This window comes from Pontibacillus salicampi, assembly GCF_042434395.1.
Lineage (GTDB): Bacteria > Bacillota > Bacilli > Bacillales > BH030062 > Pontibacillus > Pontibacillus salicampi.
In genome coordinates this window covers 1-19,760 of the sequence record NZ_JBHLTP010000010.1, presented here as the reverse complement: position 1 = coordinate 19,760, position 19,760 = coordinate 1, and the positions used below count along the sequence as shown (strand labels likewise).

The 19,760-nt window shown below is 42.5% G+C and carries 20 protein-coding genes and 1 riboswitch; of the genes, 12 read left to right on the top strand and 8 right to left on the bottom strand.

Features of this window, described 5'->3' with window-relative positions; translation table 11 throughout:
- Positions 1 to 100: 100 nt before the first annotated feature.
- Positions 101 to 2,005, top strand: a complete 1,905-nt coding sequence (locus ACFFGV_RS11650; RefSeq protein WP_377348004.1) for an ABC-F family ATP-binding cassette domain-containing protein — start codon at positions 101 to 103, stop codon at positions 2,003 to 2,005.
- 843 nt (positions 2,006 to 2,848) lie between these two features.
- Positions 2,849 to 4,045, top strand: a complete 1,197-nt coding sequence (locus tag ACFFGV_RS11645) for an MFS transporter (RefSeq protein ID WP_377348002.1) — start codon at positions 2,849 to 2,851, stop codon at positions 4,043 to 4,045.
- Positions 4,046 to 4,104: 59 nt separating this feature from the next.
- Here ACFFGV_RS11645 and ACFFGV_RS11640 read toward each other — a convergent pair whose 3' ends face one another.
- The gene (locus tag ACFFGV_RS11640; protein ID WP_377348000.1) at positions 4,105 to 4,584 is read right to left on the bottom strand and encodes a DUF948 domain-containing protein; all 480 of its coding nucleotides are present in this window, start codon (positions 4,582 to 4,584) and stop codon (positions 4,105 to 4,107) included.
- Between the two features lie 29 nt (positions 4,585 to 4,613).
- Positions 4,614 to 5,033, bottom strand: coding sequence for a DUF948 domain-containing protein (locus ACFFGV_RS11635; RefSeq protein ID WP_377347998.1), 420 nt, complete (start codon positions 5,031 to 5,033; stop codon positions 4,614 to 4,616).
- 141 nt (positions 5,034 to 5,174) lie between these two features.
- Here ACFFGV_RS11635 and ACFFGV_RS11630 point away from each other — a divergent pair, with 141 nt between their 5' ends.
- Complete coding sequence (locus ACFFGV_RS11630) at positions 5,175 to 5,999, top strand: YihY/virulence factor BrkB family protein (RefSeq protein ID WP_377347996.1); 825 nt, start codon at positions 5,175 to 5,177, stop codon at positions 5,997 to 5,999.
- 139 nt (positions 6,000 to 6,138) lie between these two features.
- Here the strand turns inward: ACFFGV_RS11630 and thiE are convergent, their stop codons facing one another.
- From thiE to tenA, 3 genes are read right to left on the bottom strand one after another with little or no spacing between them, the layout of a single operon-like run.
- Positions 6,139 to 6,774, bottom strand: coding sequence for a thiamine phosphate synthase (gene thiE / locus ACFFGV_RS11625; RefSeq protein WP_377347994.1), 636 nt, complete (start codon positions 6,772 to 6,774; stop codon positions 6,139 to 6,141).
- A 3-nt stretch (positions 6,775 to 6,777) separates the two neighbouring features.
- Positions 6,778 to 7,572 (bottom strand): hydroxyethylthiazole kinase, encoded by a 795-nt coding sequence (thiM, locus tag ACFFGV_RS11620; RefSeq protein ID WP_377347992.1) that lies wholly within the window; start codon positions 7,570 to 7,572, stop codon positions 6,778 to 6,780.
- Positions 7,573 to 7,623: 51 nt separating this feature from the next.
- Positions 7,624 to 8,319, bottom strand: a complete 696-nt coding sequence (gene tenA / locus ACFFGV_RS11615) for a thiaminase II (protein ID WP_377347989.1) — start codon at positions 8,317 to 8,319, stop codon at positions 7,624 to 7,626.
- Between the two features lie 193 nt (positions 8,320 to 8,512).
- A riboswitch (TPP riboswitch) is annotated at positions 8,513 to 8,619 on the bottom strand.
- Positions 8,620 to 8,973: 354 nt separating this feature from the next.
- Between tenA and kynU the strand changes: the two genes are divergently transcribed.
- The 6 genes from kynU (at position 8,974) to ACFFGV_RS11585 (ending at position 15,244) form a co-directional block, all read left to right on the top strand.
- A complete protein-coding gene (gene kynU, locus ACFFGV_RS11610; protein WP_377347987.1) occupies positions 8,974 to 10,251 on the top strand; it encodes a kynureninase in 1,278 nt (425 codons plus the stop codon).
- Positions 10,252 to 10,261: 10 nt separating this feature from the next.
- Entirely contained in the window at positions 10,262 to 10,885 is a 624-nt protein-coding gene (kynB, locus tag ACFFGV_RS11605) for an arylformamidase (protein WP_377347985.1), read from the top strand.
- A 15-nt stretch (positions 10,886 to 10,900) separates the two neighbouring features.
- Positions 10,901 to 11,605: a tryptophan 2,3-dioxygenase family protein gene (locus tag ACFFGV_RS11600; protein ID WP_377347983.1), complete on the top strand. Its 705-nt coding sequence runs from the start codon at positions 10,901 to 10,903 to the stop codon at positions 11,603 to 11,605.
- A 99-nt stretch (positions 11,606 to 11,704) separates the two neighbouring features.
- On the top strand, positions 11,705 to 12,223 hold the full coding sequence (locus ACFFGV_RS11595) for an acyl-CoA thioesterase (protein ID WP_377347981.1): 519 nt from the start codon (positions 11,705 to 11,707) through the stop codon (positions 12,221 to 12,223).
- Positions 12,224 to 12,456: 233 nt separating this feature from the next.
- Complete coding sequence (locus ACFFGV_RS11590; protein WP_377347979.1) at positions 12,457 to 13,326, top strand: GNAT family N-acetyltransferase; 870 nt, start codon at positions 12,457 to 12,459, stop codon at positions 13,324 to 13,326.
- A 127-nt stretch (positions 13,327 to 13,453) separates the two neighbouring features.
- The gene (locus ACFFGV_RS11585; protein ID WP_377347977.1) at positions 13,454 to 15,244 is read left to right on the top strand and encodes a DNA/RNA non-specific endonuclease; all 1,791 of its coding nucleotides are present in this window, start codon (positions 13,454 to 13,456) and stop codon (positions 15,242 to 15,244) included.
- Between the two features lie 177 nt (positions 15,245 to 15,421).
- Here ACFFGV_RS11585 and ACFFGV_RS11580 read toward each other — a convergent pair whose 3' ends face one another.
- On the bottom strand, positions 15,422 to 16,477 hold the full coding sequence (locus tag ACFFGV_RS11580; protein WP_377347975.1) for a class I SAM-dependent methyltransferase: 1,056 nt from the start codon (positions 16,475 to 16,477) through the stop codon (positions 15,422 to 15,424).
- Positions 16,478 to 16,625: 148 nt separating this feature from the next.
- Here ACFFGV_RS11580 and ACFFGV_RS11575 point away from each other — a divergent pair, with 148 nt between their 5' ends.
- Together ACFFGV_RS11575 and ACFFGV_RS11570 are read left to right on the top strand one after the other, a co-directional pair.
- Entirely contained in the window at positions 16,626 to 16,781 is a 156-nt protein-coding gene (locus tag ACFFGV_RS11575; RefSeq protein ID WP_377347973.1) for a hypothetical protein, read from the top strand.
- Between the two features lie 45 nt (positions 16,782 to 16,826).
- Positions 16,827 to 16,997, top strand: a complete 171-nt coding sequence (locus ACFFGV_RS11570) for a hypothetical protein (protein ID WP_377347971.1) — start codon at positions 16,827 to 16,829, stop codon at positions 16,995 to 16,997.
- Between the two features lie 709 nt (positions 16,998 to 17,706).
- Here the strand turns inward: ACFFGV_RS11570 and ACFFGV_RS11565 are convergent.
- A complete protein-coding gene (locus ACFFGV_RS11565; RefSeq protein ID WP_377347969.1) occupies positions 17,707 to 18,504 on the bottom strand; it encodes a helix-turn-helix domain-containing protein in 798 nt (265 codons plus the stop codon).
- A gap of 197 nt (positions 18,505 to 18,701) precedes the next feature.
- Between ACFFGV_RS11565 and ACFFGV_RS11560 the strand changes: the two genes are divergently transcribed.
- Positions 18,702 to 19,361, top strand: a complete 660-nt coding sequence (locus ACFFGV_RS11560) for a hypothetical protein (protein ID WP_377347967.1) — start codon at positions 18,702 to 18,704, stop codon at positions 19,359 to 19,361.
- Between the two features lie 309 nt (positions 19,362 to 19,670).
- Here the strand turns inward: ACFFGV_RS11560 and ACFFGV_RS11555 are convergent.
- On the bottom strand, positions 19,671 to 19,760 hold a 90-nt coding region (locus ACFFGV_RS11555; protein ID WP_377348198.1), incomplete at its 5' end, for an IS3 family transposase.

Here is a 19,760-nt window from a genome sequence, read left to right as displayed (position 1 = left end):
CGTGTACACTACCGTTAATACATTGATATAACCATTAGATTACAAAATTGATTTTAAAGCTATCCTTACGAACTAGGTGAGGAGATAAAGGAAGGGTAACATGAGTATTCTAGCAGTTGAGAATCTATACAAAACATATGGGGAAAAAGATTTATTTAACCATATATCGTTTTCCATTGAAGCAGGAGAACGAATAGGCTTAATCGGAGTTAATGGAACGGGTAAATCTACCTTGTTAAAGGTTCTGGCTGGACAAGATTCAGCTGAAGCGGGTAATATTAGCCATTCCAATCAATTTCATATCGAATATTTACCTCAGGAGCCACAGCTTGATCATTCTTTGAATGTTCTGGAACAAATTTACTATGGCGATTCCTCTATTATGAAGGCAATGAGAGAATATGAGAAAGCCTTGCAGGAACTGGAAAAGGCACCAGAGGATGAAACTATGCAGCAAAAGCTATTCCGTGCCCAACAAAAAATGGACGAACTGGATGCATGGGAAGCGAATGCTGTGGCGAAAACAGTACTAACAAAGCTTGGAGTATCGGATTTTACTAAGCAGGTTTCCGATCTTTCAGGTGGACAGAAAAAGCGGGTTGCTATTGCGAAGGCACTAATTCAGCACGCTGATCTGCTGATACTGGACGAACCAACCAACCATCTTGATAATGAAACGATAGAATGGCTGGAGTCCTTCTTAAACCAATATCAAGGCTCCTTTATTGTTGTTACCCACGATCGATACTTCCTAAATCGAGTGACTAATCGCATATATGAGCTCGATAAAGGTCGTTTGTTCATATACGACGGTAACTATGAGACCTTTTTAGAGAAGAAGGCGGAGCGGGAAGAGCAAGAGCGTCAGGATGAGGCAAAGCGTCAAAATCTTATGCGCCGGGAGTTAGCATGGCTTAGAAGAGGACCAAAGGCTAGAGGTACGAAGCAGAAGGCTAGAAAAGACAGGGCAGAAGCGTTAATGAAGGATGGTCCATTAGCAGAAGATGGACAAGTAGACATCGCCGTAGGCTCCAAACGTTTAGGTAATGATGTCCTTTCATTAGAAGGAATAACAAAATCATACGATGGTCAGGCTGTCATAGAGGATTTCCATTATCTCGTAGTGCCAGGAGAACGTCTAGGTATTATTGGGCCAAATGGAAGTGGAAAGACGACTCTCTTAAATATAATGGCAGGCAGAGTTGCTGCGGATGAAGGGGAAGTCCAAACTGGCCAGACGGTTCATATTGGCTATTACACTCAGGATCATCAAGAGATGGATGAAAGCTTAAAAATAATCGAATACATTAAAGAGCAGGCAGAAGTGATTCATACAGCACAAGGGGATGAGATTACCGCTGAGCAAATGCTGGAGCGATTCATGTTCCCAAGGTACATGCAATGGACTTACATCTCCAGACTGTCTGGTGGAGAACGAAGAAGACTGTACCTCCTACGTGTGCTGATGCAGGAACCGAATGTACTATTCCTTGATGAACCGACTAACGATTTAGATACGCAAACCTTAAGTATTTTAGAGGAATATCTTGAGCATTTTCCAGGAGTAGTCATCACTGTATCTCACGATCGATATTTCCTTGACCGTGTAGTAGACCATCTTATAGCCTTTGAGGGCGGCAAAGGGGCAATCAGAAGGTTTCAAGGTAATTACAGTGAATACCTCGATGTCCGGAAACAGGAGGAAGGAGACGCCTTAGCTCTTCAGAGAGAAAAAGCAAAGGAAGAGAAAAAGACATCTCCTAAAGAAAAACAGAAAAAGAAAAAGCTATCCTATCACGAACAGCAGGAATGGAATACGATCGAGGATCGTATTGAAGAATTAGAGCTTCGGTATGAAGAAATCCAAAAGGAAATTACAGAAGCAGGAAGCGACGCTGTAAAAGCCCAGCAATTGCTGGAAGAACAAAACGATGTAGAAGGTAAGTTAGAGCAGCTGATGGAACGGTGGGAAGAACTATCTTCCATTGTAGAAGGAGAAGCATAAAGCAGGTTTGTAGAGAAGAGACTTCTATCTTTTGAGAAGTCTCTTCTTCTTTTACACTGGTCAAGACCGCTATGGATGCTAGGGTGTTCCACATTATGGGGAGATAATGGAAAACTTGATTTCGAGATGGTTTGGAAGGAGTATAGAAAGAACAGTTGATTGGGCTGGAATCACTCCGCTTTCCTACGGACGAACGGCTGAGCCTCCTCAGTCGGCAAAGAACGCCGCCTTCCGGGGTCTCTGCTCATTCGTTTTTCCGAGGGAGTCTCCGTGATTCCAGCCCAATCAACGCTAAAAGGAGCTTTCTTTCTCTAGCTTCGAGAACCACTCAAATATGCTCAGAATGAAAAGGGCAAGAAATGGAATAAAGAGTAAATGACATCTAAACATTAATATAGAAGCATCTTATCCGATATATGGTTGATATATGGGTAAAAAAGCATCATGGGGCAAAGGTGTGGTCTGAAAAATGGATGAGCCTAGCCCACGCAGAAAGCGTCCATTGCTGTCCGAGGAGGCTCAGCCGCAAGTAAGGAAGTTCGCCTAAAAGCGCTACATCCTGTAGCAACGATGAACGACCCCACGTCGTGTGGGGCTGCAGGAAAGCGGAGCTATTTCCGACCACTCAACTCGCCTTTCAGCAACGGACCAACATTATCTCGAATCCAAATCTTCCACAAAAGGGCGCTATATAGATAACAAGACCAATCTGTAACAGGGATTTTTCTTTATTATCTGCCTGATTACAAATTATACAAAATTTACATATGCTAAAAAGGTATGAGATGGAAGGTTTTTAAGGAAAATGAGGCTGTGTACTTTTATACAGTTGGAGGAAAGGTCATGAAGGGTAAACGGTGGGACTTACTTGCACTTGCATCCATTCCATTACTGATGACACTGGGGAATTCAATGCTAATACCAGTTCTTCCGCTGATGGAAAGAGAAATCAATATATCGTCATTTCAATCCAGTTTCATTATCACGATTTATTCTGTAATTGCCATTCCCCTTATTCCGATTTCAGGCTACTTATCCGATAGACTTGGACGTAAAAAAGTAATTATTCCAAGCCTTATTATAGTTGCGATTGGAGGGGCAATATCTGCTGTAGCAGCTTGGAAGCTGAAAGATCCATTCCTGGTCATTTTAATTGGGAGATTTATTCAGGGAATGGGTGCATCTGGAGCCTTTCCAGTCGTACTCCCAGCAGTTGGTGATATGTTTAAAGACGAGGAAGAAGTGAGTAAAGGGTTAGGTATCATTGAGACTGCCAATACTTTTGGGAAGGTGCTTAGTCCCATACTAGGAGCTTTGTTGGCTGTTGTGTTATGGTACTTGCCATTTATCGCAATCCCTCTACTGTCTTTAATTGCAATTATTTTAGTTTTATGGCTTGTCAAAGTACCACCAGAAGAAGGGGAAGAAGAGAAGAAGACATTGAAAGAATTCCTCCATCTACTTAAGGATTTGTTTCAGAAAAACAGCCACTGGCTGACAACGATTTTTTTAACTGGTGGTATCTTCATGTTTGTCTTATTTGGATTTTTATTTCATTTTGCCAATATTCTTGAGGATGATTTTGAACGGTATGGAATGGCGAAAGGTTTACTTCTAGCTGTTCCCTTGTTATTTTTATGCATCGCTTCTTATTTGTCAGGCTGGAAGGTCGGCAGAGAACAAAGGCGGATGAAGGCAATGATTATTATTGGAAATGCACTTGCGGTTGCGGCCTTCTTCATCATTCGGTTGGACAATAGTCTGGTTCAATATCTTCTCTGGCTGACACTAGCGGGAATCGGGATCGGTCTAGCCCTTCCATGTTTAGATGCATTTATAACAGAAGGGGTTCCTAAGGAAGAAAGGGGTACGATTACTGCCCTTTACAGCAGTATGCGTTTTGTCGGAGTAGCTGCAGGGCCTCCTGTAGTAGCACTGCTAATGAGGTCTGATACTCCATTCTTATATACTGTATTCGCTTGTTGCTGTTTAATCAGTTTAGCCATGAATTGGTGGTTGATTAAGCCAGATTCCTGTTAAAAAAGGATGGCACCCAAGGCAAGGGTCCATCCTTTTTTGCTATCGATTTAAATGCCTATTTATTTTGTTCCTTCAGTGGTGCTGGACTTCAAGTTGTCAGAGGCGTCTGCAGCCATCTCCTTTAATGTCTTACGCTTTTTAGTGAAGTAATAGCCGAGTGCTACAGCTCCATAAAGACCGTTTAGGTTGGTTTTGTCAGCTGTTTCCCTGCCCTCTGCAGTATCCTTCTTCATAGATGCTGTGGCATCAACGAGGGACGAGGTTAGCTTTCTTGAGGATTCCCCAATATCACCAATGATATAGAAAAGGGGACTGAGGGCAGCGAATTTCTGATTTACATCCTCTAAAGTTTCACTGCTTTGATGCAATAGGTCGCCGGTTTCTTTCATTACATCATCTAATTGTTGGGGTAGTTTATCCACTGTTTTATGCACACCGTTTAGCACATTCGTTAAATTTGTAAGCATTTTAGCAAGGTAGATCGTCAAAATAAAGAATGATATACCAATGATTAAGACGCCAATACCGACTAGATTCAAAGTAATCCCTCTCTTCTTAAAATATAGAATTATGTATAGTTCTTCTTCGTCTTCCTATAGGATTGATATAACGTAAGAGCAGTTTCACTCCACCGTACATATCGTTTCAGCTTCTCTGGATTTTGATTGGAATGAGCGGAGAAATTGGTGGAAGCTTTGTCTAAGGATTGTTGGATGTTATCAACGGAATCACCTACGTCATGAAGCGCATCAAACAAGCCGTTGGTGGAGTGCACCTTATGCTCTACGTCATCCGCCAGGTGGTGGGCTTTTTGAATTATTTGCTCCGATTCAATCGTTATATCATTCATGCGGCTCTCCACCTCTGCAAGTGATTGATCTAGGCTGGTAATCGTACGAGTTACTCCATTTAATGTCTTTACTATATAAAAAGTAAGGATTGCGAAAGCTATAGATATAATAAGAGCACCAATATAAACGAGTTCCATCTTACATGTTCACCTCCCTTGTTCGGGCTAGTTCCCTTATCTATTATAAATAAAACGTCACCTCAAAAGAAGAAAAACGATTATCCACATGTGGATAAAGGGTATGGTATGGTAGTTATACACAAATGGTGGTGAGTAGTGGTGAAGCGTTTTATTAACATAAGCAAGGAAGTAGTCAGTGAATTTCAAAAGGATGATGTACCTCTGTTAGCGGCAGCACAGGCGTACTATTATTTACTTTCCATTGTTCCGTTACTTATTTTATTATTATCTATTCTTCCGTATTTGAATATTGAAGCGGAGAGTGCTGTTACATTTATTAGCAACACACTGCCGGACGGAACAGCCTCTGTTTTTCAAGATAACATTATCTCCCTCGTTACGACTCCAAAAGGCGGGCTATTGACGATTGGGATTATTGGTACACTCTGGTCTGCATCCAGCGGGATGACTGCCTTCATTAAATCTACAAATCAGGCTTACAATGTGGAGGAATCTCGTTCCTTTATACAAGTAAAGCTCCTTTCCATTATATTGACGCTTGGACTAATTGTTGCATTTGCTGTAGCGCTTGTTCTTCCTGTCTTTGGTGATGTTATTTTTCAATTTATAGAAAGATTCGTATCCATCCCGATGGAGATCAGGGTACTCCTGGAAATAGCAAGATGGTTTATCAGTCTTGTTGTGTTAGGAGGTGTATTGCTCCTATTATACAGATTTGCCCCAAATACCAAGCTTCCTTTTAAAAGAATTGTGCCAGGTGCTGCTATAACAACAGTGCTGTGGCTGATGATTTCCTTCGCCTTTTCTTTTTATGTAAGCAATTTTGGGAGTTATTCAGCTACCTATGGCAGCCTCGGGGGTGTTGTGATTTTGATGATTTGGTTTTTCCTGACGGGTCTCATTTTAATGCTTGGTGCAGAAATAAACGTCGTGTATCAACGGTATAAAACGTCCTCGATGTAGCGTAAATCATCGCTAACAGAGTAAAAAAAGGTACGAATGTTTATCATTCGTACCTTTAGCTTGTTTTCTATGATTTACAATTTACTAGCCAGCTGGAAGGGATTTTTCTGTTTGTACCATTCAGAACGGAGACATTTTCTTACTGAATAGCTGCTCTTAACGTTTTGGCAGAGGAAGAAGGGTCGTTGCTCTGACTAATAGCTGAAATTAAGGAGACTCCCTCTGCTCCGGCATCCATTACTGATTTTGCATTATCTGCGTTAATTCCACCAATACCCACTATAGGAATCGTCATACCGCTTTTCCTTATTTGCTGTATAGTCGTTACTCCGGACGCTTTTTTTGCATCTTTTTTCGTGGACGTATCAAAAATAGGGCCGACTCCGATATAGTCCACTTGATCTTGTGCGGCTCGTATAGCCTCTTCCAGCGTATGGACAGATAACCCGATATATTTACCTTGAAAGTGATGCACCACATCGCTTATAGGAGTGTCATCCTGTCCCACATGAACGCCATCAGCGTCCAGTTTCTGCGCCAGAGCAACGTCATCGTTAATAATGAAAGGTATATTATATTCCTTGCAACGTGCTTGAAGCTCTCGAGCTAAAGCCTCCATTTCTTCACCCGCTAACGCATGCTCTCCTTTTTCTCGAAACTGGAAGCAGGTAATTCCACCTTTTATGGCTTCTTCTAATGTCCAGATTGGATCGTGGGTACAATCCTGACTGCCCATAATGAAATAGAGCGGTAGTATCTCTGTGACAGGTTTCATGTTCTACACATCCTTTTGTTCAACACGACCATATTGGGCTACTGTTTCTTCAGTAACAGCAGCTAGAGCATCTAGGAAATGGGCGTGAAATGTTCCTGGACCATTTGCTTTTGGAACAGCTTGTTCACTTGCAACCCCATACGTAGTTACAGCGGTCACGGCATTATCCACAGGTTGTCCACCTAATGTTAGAAATGCTGTAAGAACCGAGCCCAATAAGCATCCTGACCCCGTAATGGCTGTCAGCATGCTTGTTCCATTACGACATAAAACAGTCTGCGTTCCATCGGAAACTACATCTGTTTCCCCAGTTAGTAGGATAAGGGTATTCAGCTCTTTAGCAGCCTGTTGCGCAATACCTGCTACATCTCCTTTATCAGAAGAGTCTACTCCTCGTGTTTCCCAGTCCTGGTGGATGAGGGTGGCTATCTCCCCAGCATTTCCGCGTATAGCTGTAAAGGAGATGTTGTTGATAAACTGTTGACAGATTTCTTGTCGGTACGTGGTGGCACCAACTCCGACAGGGTCGAGCACTACTGGAAGGCCTAACTCATTTGCCTTTTTACCTGCTTGGAGCATAGCATCGACATCCTCAGAGGTTAATGTTCCAATATTAATCAGTACTCCATCTGAAATGGAGGCCATCTCCGCCGCTTCATCTCTTGATTTTGACATGACAGGAGCTGCCCCGATAGCGTAAAGTCCATTTGCTGTGAAATTAGTTACGACTTCGTTCGTCAAATTGTGGATAAGCGGTTTTTTCTCCCGCAATGCTGTAAGCAAAGAGCTATTTAGCATGAAATGATTTCCTCCTTTAATATAATTGTGGATAAAAAGTGTATAACTGTTTTAAGAAGAGGCCACTGATGCCCTTGGGATAAGATCCCATGTTTGTTCGTTATAGCTCATCTCCCAGAAAGCCCATTCTAGTTGACAGCTCTTGATAAACGCTTCTTTCATGTGTTCCTTCTCTCGTTCGCTTGCTCCTTCAGCCCATGTGTCTAATCGTTCTCGTAGATTAATAGTTGTATTGGACATGGATGTATCAGCATAGAAGGTAATCCATGTATAAAATGGGTGGTTTGTATCCGGATTCACTTCTTCCATGAGTCGATTCCCAATTTCAAGATACGTCCACGGACATGGAAGTAAGGCTGCTAGAATTTCTCCTAAATTTCCCTCATGGGCATGGTGTTTCATATGTTTAATATAGTAATCTGCATTCGGAGGTAACGGGTATCCTTGCAATTGTTCATAAGGAATACCAATATACTCACATAAATTGTGGTGAGGGTGGACTTCACTATTTAGCACAAAGTCTATATTTTGCGTGAAAAATTCAATATCGTCTCGATCATGACACTTTGATACTGCTATGCCATAAAGATGCATGAAAGCATTTAAGTATTCAAAGTCTGCTTTTACGTAATGTGTCACAGCCCCTTTTGGTACATCTCCATTGGCAATTCCTCTTACAAATGGATGCTCCATTATAGCTTCAAAAATTGGTTCTGCCTCCTGGCGAAGTTGTTCAGTGAATGTCATATTTCTGCCTCCTAAATGAAATTTGGGAGGAAGCACTAGGAACGGTGGGGTGAAGCTGGATAGAAGTGTTGCTTGGGCTCCTTGCTGCTGATAGATTTACCCAAATTAGATACAAAAAAACCGCTCCGAAACTGGAGCGGTTATGGATGTTTGTGAAAAGCAGCATACGAATAAACGAAGCGCTTTATATTCTATCCAACCGACTCCACTTCCCTTCGCTGGTACTAACCAGATCAGGTTCAAAGGGACCAAGGCAATGCCTTATCTCAGCCTTCATAGAAGGCGCCCCTAGTGGACTTCCTATACACGTCTTACTATAACATAGACTGGATAGGAGTTCCAATCACCTTAAAGGGGAGTGAGCAAGACATTCGATTTAACCCATTCCTGGCAAAGGGTTGTCCATATATGAACAGGCACTATCTATGAAGCTTTCTTGAGAGATAATGAAATCACTTCCTCCATTGCTTCCGGAGGCCACTATAACGAAATTATTGGCACTCTATTAGGTGTTGAGGAGAGGTATCCATGTGTTGGTTTTTCTCTTGGGCTCGATAGTCTATTTTTTGTGCTGCAAAAAGAGGAAGTACCTTTGTCATCTTTACCTGGTTTTTCTCTAATATGGTAAACTAAGAGAAAAAGGGAGAGAGGGTGTTGGATGTGGATGTTTCGAAAGAATATGCCAAGTCACTAGATGATCAAGATGAACTCGCTGCATTTCGAAAGGAGTTTTACGTACAGCCTGAGACAATCTATATGGATGGGAACTCGCTTGGGCTGTTGTCGAAACGGGCGGAGAAATCATTATTAGACGTTTTAGATTCTTGGAAGCAGCTCGGTATTGGTGGATGGATGCAGGGGAAGTATCCATGGTATTACTTGTCTGAAGAACTAGGAGAAAAGAGCGCTCCTTTAGTAGGGGCTAAATCGGAAGAGGTTATTGTAAGCGGTTCCACAACTACCAATCTTCATCAATTAGTAGCCACTTTTTATCAACCAGTAGGAAAAAGAAATAAAATAGTGGCGGATGAATTAAATTTTCCCTCAGATATATATGCCTTACAGAGTCAATTGAAGCTGCATGGATTGGATCCTGAGGAACACCTGCTGCAAGTGTCCTCCCCAGATGGACGGCAAATTTTAGAAGGTGACATTATTGAGGCTATGACCGAAGAGGTGGCGTTAGTTGTATTGCCAACGGTTCTATATCGCAGCGGTCAGCTGCTTGATATACAGAGGCTGACGGAGGAAGCGCACAAACGCGGGATTTTAATCGGTTTTGATGGGTGCCATTCTGTTGGAGCTATTCCTCATCGCTTTCATGAATGGGGGGTTGATTTTGCTTATTGGTGTAATTATAAATATGTAAATAATGGCCCTGGTGGAGTGGCGGCATTATTTGTGCACGAACAGCACTTTGGAAAGAACCCCGGCTTAGCTGGATGGTTTGGCTCTGATAAACATAGTCAGTTTGATATGAGTCACACGTTCCAGCCAGCTAAAGATGCTGGTGCCTACCAAATTGGTACACCTCACATGCTAAGCACTGCACCATTAATTGGCTCCTTAGAATTATTTCAGGAAGCAACTATTGAAAGAGTAAGGAAGAAATCACTGCATGCTACTCGCTATATGATGGATTTAATTAACGAAGAGCTTTGGAGCTTTGGATTTGCTATAGGAAATCCAGACGAAGACCACCGTCGTGGAGGGCATGTGTGTCTGGAGCATCCGGAGGCTGCCCGTATTTGTAAATCGCTAAAGGATTATGGGGTCGTACCTGATTTCAGAGCTCCTAATGTTATTCGCCTGGCACCTGTAGCTTTGTACAATACGTATGTAGAGGTGTGGGAAACGGTCCAGCTATTAAAGAGGATTATGGATGAACAATTATATCTGAAATATGAGAACGAGCGTGATGTTATTGCATAAGAGAGGATGGTTGAAGATGATAGATGTTTCTAGAAGGCTGGGGCCAGATACCCCTGTCTGGCCAGGCGATACTCCTTATCGCTACCAGTTAAGCTGGAGTATGGAAGAAACAGGATCCGTTAATGTGGGACAAGTTGAAATGAGCGTCCATACTGGAACGCATGTGGACGCGCCTTACCATTTTGATTCAAACGGAGAGAAAATGATAGATCTTCCTTTGGATATTTATATGGGCAAGGCTATTGTACTGGATGTTTCCAATGCTACAGAGGTCACCGCTAGTTTATTAGAAGGGTTTTCCCTGGATGGAGCGGAACGAGTTTTACTGAAAACGGATACGTGGAAGGAGGGAGAACCGTTCCCAGAAACCATTCCTTCCATTCACCCGGATGCGGCTTCTTATTTAGCCAGTCATGGAGTCCGTTTACTCGGCGTGGATGTCCCTTCAGTAGATCCCTTAGACAGTAAAGAATTAGCTGCCCATCACGCATTACATACTCACTCCATTCATATTCTAGAAGGGTTGAACCTAGAGGGTGTTACTCCAGGATTGTATGAGCTGACAGCCCTACCCTTACCTATTGTAGAGGGGGATGGAAGTCCTGTCAGAGCGGTACTCCGCTACTATGAATGAAGGGGGAACGAGAATATGGATTATTATAAAACAAAGCAAAAGAAGGATTATGAGAAATATATTAAAACAGAACCATTGTTAACACTGCAAAAAGAAGAAGGGGAGTTAAGCTGTGAGGATGAACTAACCTTTCAGATGATTCACCAAATAGCAGAATTACACTTCAAGCTGATGATTCAATATATACACATGGCAGAAGAGTATATGGAGAAGGACGAACCAGAAAGAGCCACGGAACAAATAAGAAGAGTAAATATGCATCTGGATCATTTACCAACAGTATTTGATATGGTAAAGGTTATCAGCCCAAACGATTACCATACGATTCGTCTAGCCCTTGGTCAAGGAAGCGGACAGGATTCACCAGGGTTTAATGAAATATTAAGGCTCGGTCCTACCCTGTGGGAGCCGTTCCAAACGCTTCTTAATCAAAGAAAATTAACTCCTCTCACCGTTCATCAATCACCAGAGAACTATTACAGTATGTATCATCTCATGCAGCAGCTGACACGCTTCGATGAGAACTTCCAGACGTTCCGACATTACCATCTACAACTAGTTCGTCGCATGATAGGCTTACAGACCAACAGCCTTAAAGGAATTCCAGCACAGATGCTAGAGAAGGGGGTTAAGTACGAGTTTTATCCTGAGCTTTGGAAGAGCATTTGTGATCTGACAGATTACACGGGTTCAAGCTATGATACAAAGCCGCTTGAATAAATTATCCGATGTAAGCGCTTGATTATTTAGAACCAACATATAACAGGTAGAAGTAGGGTATAATGGGATTACGAGTTGATGTAGTAGGAGGGTAATCTAATGGAAAAGAAACCTTGTATTGATTCACTAGTTGTCAAAAACTCACATGTGCTACCAACCGATACGAACAATCACGGCACCCTATTTGGAGGGCAGCTGATGGCCTATATTGATGATGTAGCTGCCATTGCTGCCACGCGCCATGCTCGTTCTCCTGTTGTTACTGCTTCAACAGATTCTGTTGATTTCCTGTACCCAGTAAACGCTGGAGATGCCATTTGTTTAGAGGCATTTGTGACATGGACAAAAAACACCTCGATGGAAGTATTCGTAAAAGCCATCAAGGAGGAGCTCTTGACGGGTAAAAGAGCTATATGCGCTACCTCCTTTATTACCATGGTGGCATTAGATGAAAACAATAAGCCGAAGACAGTGCCTACTGTGTACCCGGAAACCGAAGAGGAATCCTGGCTGCACGAAGGAGCAGAAAAACGAGCAGAGCGTCGCAGAGAACGACGCGGTGAATCGAAGGATTTTGCTAATCGTTTTGGAACTGAATTTCCTTGGAGACGGAAATAAATGCACACCATACATAACCTTGTTGCTAGCGGCAACAGGGTTTTTTTATGAAGAGTAAATTACAGGACAAGGCAACAGAAGAAGATGCTTCCCTTAAAGAAAGGGTGCCCTTATAATAAGTGGCACCTTTTTTAGATTGCCAGCTAATTGAAAAAACCACTTCTGTTTGGAAGGAAATGTATGGATGGTTGTCGAATCGTGTGAATACTCAAATTTTTAGGGGGTGCTGCTCTATGACGGTAATGACTTTCAATAGTCCAATAGAGTTTGAAAGAAGGGTAGAGCCCTTTCTGATCAAATCAGAGGCTTTACATAACTTGCCGCTTGGTATATTGCAAAGGCTAGTTCAGCAACAAGATTATTACGATCAAGAGCCGGTGCTAGGATACATACATGAAAGAGGAGATATCCAGGCTGTCGTAATTCGAACTTCTCCACATATGTGGGTAATTGCGACCAATCACACACCCTCCGACAGTGTTTTGGAAGAAATGGTTCGGTTCTTTGCTGATAATCATCATGACGTTCCCGGTCTTATAGGCGCCCCAGAAACGATTACCAGATTAGCAGATCGATGGAGGGAGCTTACTGGAAGGCCTTATCATATTGCTATGCAACAAAAGGTGTACCAGCTTGATGCTGTTGGTCCTTATAACAGGGGTAACGGCTTTTTAAAGCTGGCGGAAGCGGAGGACTTAGCATTAGCAACACGCTGGTTATATGCCTTTGGTCTAGAAGCAGGAATTGATATTACGGAAGAATACGCACAAAAAGTAACAGAGCAAAATATTAAGCATAAAAAATTGTACTTTTGGGTTGTGGATGGACAAGTCGTCTCCATGGTAGGTCAAGCGAGGTCTACACGAAATGGGACGACAATAAACAGTGTGTACACTCCTGATAAATGGAAGCGGAGAGGGTATGCTACGTGTGCTGTTGCCTCCTTGTCTGAGAAGCTGCTCGGTGAGGGGTATCAGTTTTGCAGTTTATATACAGACCTATCCAATAGTACCTCTAACAACATATACCAGAAAATAGGCTATTACCCTATCGGAGACTCATTGGTTGTACGGTTTAATGGAGAGGATAATACTAATACTTAAGTCTTTGCTGTTTAGTAAAAAAATAGGGAAAAGGATGGAAGGTATGTATGGGGTTCGTATGGAAGTAGAGGGTGTCCCGTTTATGTTGGACGGGTAACTTTAAGACATCCTTTAGGAGGCTTGTGCGATGATTCAGTATGAAAAGCTACAGCAGTGGAATCGGGAGTTAATTGAAGAACAGCAGCAGCAGGCTTTACATCGATTTGCAGAAAGAACACCAGAGCGAGAGGACAATGAAGCATCCCTCCAAACACATAGCCCGTTTGAAGTAGATCAGCCAGATAGAGTAGCCAATCGTAAGAAAAAGCTCGCTCGTAACCAGCTGGCAATGGAACGAATCATCGGGGAAAATGATCTTTTTCCTATTTCTTATTTTCAAGCAGGCATCAACGCCTCTAAGTCCGTTTGTCGTATAGAAATAAGAGATGGTATTGGGAAAGTAGTAGGTCATGGTACCGGATTTATGGTGACACCGAATTTGCTATTGACCAACCACCATATATTGAAAGATGAAGAGGTTGCTAGTCAAAGCCTTGCTCAATTTAACTTTGAGCAGGATGTGAACCTTAGAGAAAAGGAAATAAAGAATTTTCACTTTAAGCCTGAACAATTTTTTCTATCGAATCAAAAGCTTGATTTTGCCCTTGTAGCAGTAGAAACAACTTCTTCTGACGGAAATGAACTCACTGAATTTGGGCATATCCCTTTACAGGAAGAGACAGGGAAGGCGCTCATTGGTGAAAGAGTTTCTATTATCCAACATGCATCCGGCAGACCGAAAGCTGTGTCTATTCGGGAAAATAAAGTGCAGGATGTATTGGATAACTTTATCCATTATTCAACCGATACAATGCCAGGGTCTTCTGGATCGCCTGTTTTCAACGATGAATGGGAGGTTGTTTCTTTACACCATGCCGGAGTACCTGACCCGAATGATAACAGCTCCTTCGTTGCCAATGAAGGTGTAAGAATTAGTAGAATTATTTCTTATATTAAACAGCAGCAAAATTCTTTAAGCAGTGAACAAAGAAAACTACTTGGCAATTTACTAGATGGGGAGCAGCCTGAGGCCGAAACAGATCAAGATGTTGTAGTGGAAGAAAAAAGCGTGGACAGCTACAAGGACAGAGAAGGCTACAATGCGTCCTTCTTAGGGGAAGGGCACTCGGTACCACTACCAACACTAAGAGAGGACCTACAACAGGATGTTGCTCCAATGAAAGACGGAGGCACCGTGTTACACTATACGCACTTTTCTGTCGTTATGAGCAAATCTCGTAAGCTAGCCTATTATACGGTAGTAAATATAAATGGGAAGCAGCTGAAAAGCGTGGACCGCGCTGACCGTTGGTATTTAGACCCACGTATGGACAAGCAGTATCAGGCAGGACAGGATCTGTATTATGACAACCCGTTAGACCGAGGGCATTTGGTCAGAAGAATTGACCCTATTTGGGGAGACAAAGCGGAAGTAGCGAACGAGGATACCTTCCATTTCACTAACTGTGCCCCACAGCACAAGGACCTAAATCAGCAAAGCTGGCTAGATCTAGAGAATTATATTGTGGAAAATGCCCGTAATCATGATATGAAGGCAACAGTGTTTACAGGACCTGTATTCCGAAGTGATGACATGGTGTATCGGGATATTCAAATACCTAACGACTTTTGGAAAATAGCTGTTATGGTAAAAGAGGACGGAACACTCTCTGCTACGGCCTACTTGCAAACTCAGAAGAACTTAGTTGGTAACTTAGAATTTGCATACGGAGATTATAAAACGTATCAAGTTCCTGTATCAAAGGTCGAGGAGCTTACCGGTCTTGATTTCGGTCCTCTGCGCAAGCACGACCCAATCCAGAATCTAGAATCTACTATTGGTCATATCATTGAACAAAAAGAGGATATTACCCTATAAACAAGAGGGCTCTCTCTGGAGAGCCCTCTAAGCATGCACAAAAAGATGAGCGTATTTCAAAATGGTTGAGCGTACCATCTGAAAAGCTCCTGATCCTTTGTTTGGGTAGGAAGAGGAGCTTTTTGATAACTATACAACTTTCTAAACAGTTGAAGAAGGCCAGCTCCCTGCTTTTCATTACCTTGGCTGAGCGACGACACCGTTGTGTACTTTGATATACCCATGCTGTTTAATATCGAAGCCATTCTCATATATATACAAACCCATTTGTTCTAGAGTCATCAATTCACGGTACGTGTGATTCATCACATCCGCCATTATGTTGTAGTAAACCCGGGAGCGAATTTGGTTTCGAGGCGTGGTAAAGATAGCATATCCCCCTGGCTTTAAAAATCTTCGATGCCAATCTGCTACTTCCGATTTATACTCATCAGGAAAATGCTCAAGCAATCCTACAGAAAGAACAATGTCGAAATCCTTCCCATAGGTCAGGTTGCGAATGTCATCTACAACATAATCGATGGCAAGGTCGTCCTTATAATAGACCTTTGGGTGACCAGTAGCAGGATTCTCTCCAAGAAAAGGGTAAGAATCAGGAAACTCTTCGAATCGGGTCGTTTTACAATATTCATCATAATCAACCATTGTAATATGAGCACCAGGGTACATAGACGCTAGTTGCATCGCCTCGTATCCCTCCGCAGCCCCGAGGAATAAGATGCGTGGCTTTGTTACATCCAACCCCTCAAATAATGCCCGCTTGCCCCTGGGGTCCCAGACACCATCTTGAATTCGGTGAGCATAATTCCATAATTGAATACGGGCTACATCTCCTAGAGCTTGTTTAATTTCAGAAGGTCGAAAGGTTCCGAGGCTTTTAAGGAACGCTTTTTTCTGATCTGCCATTTCGGAAGGCACATCTTTAACAAACCACTCGTGAAATGCTTTGTTAAAATATTTCCAGGAGGTAAAGGGCTTCATATCCTCTCCATACGTATCCTCGTAGGCTCTCCGGTCTTTGGAATATTTCGTCACTTCATAAGGCTTACCTACTTGTTTCCATGTTAAGGTTGACCAATCGCGGACGGTATTCATGTTAACAAATTTGTTATACTCCTTTTCAGAGTACTGGCGTAAATCAACACGGTGGCTGGGGAGCATAGAGGTAAATCCTATATCATTACCATTGTACGGTTTTTCTACCTCCTGAGCGGAGGCAAGCGTAGGCTCCATTATTTCACCTCATAATTTACTGAATTTTCTTACATTATATAGTAGAATGGTAGCGTTTTCAACTATATAGATTGATGACAGTTTAATCCAATTCATGCAGGGAATAGCATAGGTAAGCTTCACTAAAACAAATCAAGGAGTGAAGGAAATGACCGATTTAGAGGGAGAGCTATGGGGTGGTGTCCATGAACCAGCAGTCAAATGCGCACGCTGCGGGAAAATGATATCGTCTCGTCAGGAAGTAACACGAAACGTCTGTGCAACTTGTGAAAGTATAGCACGAGGAGAAGAACAAGAAGAGTAGACGGGCTACACTCTCATATAAACACTGGATAAAGGAGTGACACCTATGCCAGGACCAGAAAATGAAATTCTAGGAATGCAGCCAAATGCCAATGAATTTGGTAAATGCTCTAATTGTGGCAAACTCATAACCTCCAAAAAGGAATTAGAGGTCAAGCTGTGTAAAGAATGTCAGCGTCGTGGCAAAGATAATGTAGACTTATATGAAGGGGAATAAGCGCAGAAAGGCTGTCGATTATAGGACAGCCTTTTTATTTTTCAGGCTGTAAGGGTTACGCAGTTTGGATAGGTTCTCCTAGTACAGCTTGTTAATCTTTAGCGCCTTAATTATAGGAGAATTGGAGTGGAGGTTAGGAAGGTCATTACGTTTTGAGTGAAAAGTATGTTTAGGATTATGTATAGCCATTACTACAGAGTTGTACATGGAATAGTGGCACAAGCGATGGAAAGGTTATTATAGAGGGGGAACAAGCAAAAAGAGCTCTTGTTAGGAGCTCGTTTTGCTTCAGAGTGTCGAGAAAGTCCCGTCGGTTCTTCTATGTGTATCGAGGCGGTGTTGGCGAAACGACTCGCTTTCCATGGGCGTCCGCTGAGCCTCCTCGCTCTCTTCGGTCGCTGTGGGGTCTCATCTGTCCTCCGGTCCCATAGGAGTCTCGCCGTTTCGCCAACACCTTTCGAATGATGAGTCTGAACCTCTTCTGCTACCATTAGGAAAGATAGCAGTCTATGTTTGCATGGAATCGGATCAGGGGCTTTTATTGTCGTTAGGTTCTGTTCCCATTACTTATCGCACAGTGGGGTGGAAATGGGCAGACTCGTCTGGGAAGCACGGACAATGGCGAGATCCCACAGGGGACTGCCCCGCTATTCACAGTATTTGTGAGCCTAATGCAAAACGAGCTCTTGTTAGGAGCTCGTTTTGCTTGTTAGTTTATTTCTGGTTGCTTACCAGTCTCTACATAGTCTTTTAGGAATTGTCCGAGCAGTTCCTTCCATCCTTCATCATGCATACGTCCCCATTCTGGGTCTAATAAGCCTACGGCATGATGAGAAAGCTTTAATACTGTATGATTTCCTTTTGGTTCGAGCTTGAAAGTGTAAGCGCTGTTTACAGCTCCAGTCATCCCTAGAAGTCCTTGAAGACGAATTTCTTCATTATCTTTAACGAAGTACACGGTTCCCCATAGAGCGGCTGCGCCATGCTGACCCTTTTCAATGAAGGTACCGCCAACTTCTGGAGTAAGCGTCATAGTAGACCCTTCGCCACACAGTCGGTATGCCCACCATTTACCTATATCTTCTGTTAAGGCGGTGTACACTTTGGCTGGTGTACTGTTAATCTCGAATTCCTGTTCTAGCTGAAATGAATCATGCTGTAACCCTTGTTCAGTCATATTTTCTTCTCCTCCTTCAATGAATCTCTTCAATGCAATTGCAGATTTTGCAGTTGAGTGTTGATATTGCGAAACCCAGCGTTCATAGGCTTGCTGGAGCGGGAGGACGTTAATATAGTTTAATCTTGCTCGTCCCTGTCTCCGAATTAGGATTAAATTTGCTTCTTCCAATACAGTAAGATGCTTCATTACTGCGTAGCGACTTACATCTTGGACGTTGTCGTTCACGTCGCCTGTTGTTTTAGGTCCATCCTTCAGGAAATCTAGAATATCCATTCGTATCGGATGGCTTAGTGCTTTAAACACAGCAGCGAGTTGTTCATTATGCATACGAGGCCTCCATCACAAACGTGTTACTATTAGGTAACATGTTTAATGTGACTTAATAGTAACATGACGAAATGGGTTTGGCAATGTTATTTTAATCGAGTGGAAGTTTATTATTTCTAAAAGATAGCAAAAATAGTCAATAGATGAATGTACGGTGGAATAAGATAGAGACATGATGAAGTAGGAGGAACAAAGCAATGAAGCACAACAGTAGATTAGTATGGTATGCAAGCTTCGGTTCTAATTTATTTCGGGATCGATTTATGTGTTATATCACAGGAGGACAGCCAGAGGGGTCCAATCGAAGCGAGGTTGGCTGCCGTGACCACACGCTACCGAGGGAAACAAGGGCAGTTTCTTTGCCATACGGACTGTACTTTTCTGGGTATTCTGACCGTTGGGACGGAGCGGCCGCTTATATTGATACCACTCAAGATGATGAGAATCATAGCTGGGCACGCATGTATTTAATTACAGAAGAACAATTCGAGGATGTAGTACGCCAGGAAAATGGTATAGAGGAATTAGAGGTAAATATAGATGACATTATGGAAAAAGGGAATGTAATGGTGCAGGATTCTCCCTATGGAAACCTTATCTATGCCGGAGAGGAAGATGGCTATCCTATCTTTACCTTTACTAGCCCGAAAGCTATGAGAGATAGAGAAACAAACCAGCCTTCGCTCCGTTACTTAACTATGCTTGTCAGAGGCTATATGGAAGCGCACACGGAGGATCCGGTTAAAATCACTAACTATCTAATGGAGAAACCAGGGATTAAAGAGCATTATAGTTATCATGAATTACTTGCCTTTGCGGAGGATTTACTATCTTCTGCTAGCGTTTCATCAGAATAAACAAACGAATTACATCTAGAAGAGCCATCAGCTTGTAGAGAAACCCAGGTTTTTCCGCAAGCTTTTTTCATGCCGTTCGGAGCACATACACTGTTCTCTTGTGAAAAAACAGAGCTCTGAATTTCCTCTAAGGAGGCTTCTGGGCAATGAATTTATAGGAGAGCTTGTAGGGGAAGGGAATATTACTTACATTCCCGCTAGAAAAAAAGAGCAGCAAATGAAATAGCTTTGTCTGTATGATTATTAGCAAAAAAGATGCTCCCAATCCTCGATAAAGTGTACCCTTTGTAAAGGACATTTTAAAAAAGGCTAGGCTGACCTAAGAAGATGATCTCTGTATTCTACAGGGGTCATCTTTTTTAAGTTCCACTGATAACGATAATTGTTGTAGTAGATCAT